The organism is Oleiphilus sp. HI0043, from assembly GCF_001634935.1.
The window spans coordinates 1-684 of record NZ_LWEY01000824.1 but is presented as its reverse complement, the minus strand read 5'-3'; the positions used below and the strand labels follow the sequence as shown (position 1 = coordinate 684).

1 protein-coding gene and 1 tRNA gene are annotated in these 684 nt (G+C 41.4%); both read right to left on the bottom strand.

What is annotated here, in order from left to right:
• A partial coding sequence (locus A3729_RS09350; protein ID WP_197475738.1) for a chemotaxis protein CheW occupies positions 1-178 on the bottom strand: 178 nt, incomplete at its 3' end.
• Positions 179-365: 187 nt separating this feature from the next.
• Positions 366-441, bottom strand: a tRNA-Gly gene (locus A3729_RS09345).
• Positions 442-684 lie beyond the last annotated feature (243 nt).

Genomic DNA, 684 nt, shown 5'->3' with positions numbered 1-684 from the left:
AAATACAAGGATGACGATGAGGCATCGCAGTTAGGTTTGGTAAATTCAGAACCTCTTGAACCTTAAATACATTGATTGCAAAGGTCTGATGACCGCTAAGCTTAAACATAAGCAACTCTAAGCGATTTTCACCTACCAGCTTGGTTCTTTGATCGACCGAAGCCAAAACACCCGACATCTTACCCTCCAGGAAAGCAGCAAATTCACCGCTAAAATCTTATCATGCAAATGCTCTACGAAAAGCCAAGCCAAGCTAGGCGCGCAGATATTCATAATGTACTAAATAGCAATAAGTTTAGACCATAAAGAAGGTCTCGACTGAAGAATGAGCCGAATTTAATGATCGATAGGTAATAAAGATAAATTGGAGCGGGAAACGAGATTCGAACTCGCGACCCCAACCTTGGCAAGGTTGTGCTCTACCAGCTGAGCTATTCCCGCTTAATCTGGTGTGATTTTTTACTTGATCATACAAGAGAGAAGTAATAACACCCCTCTTAAAACCCGATTATTTACAGAGAGTTACGCCCTCAGATCGAGTGAGGGCGTATTATAGGGAGAGCATTTTTGTCATGCAAGTCCTTTAATAATAAAAAGCGTGAAAAAGATAACACTTTTGAAATCTATCTCGAACCTTGCCCGATCACCCTACAAAATCATCAGCAGACGCTTAGATTAAGCGCC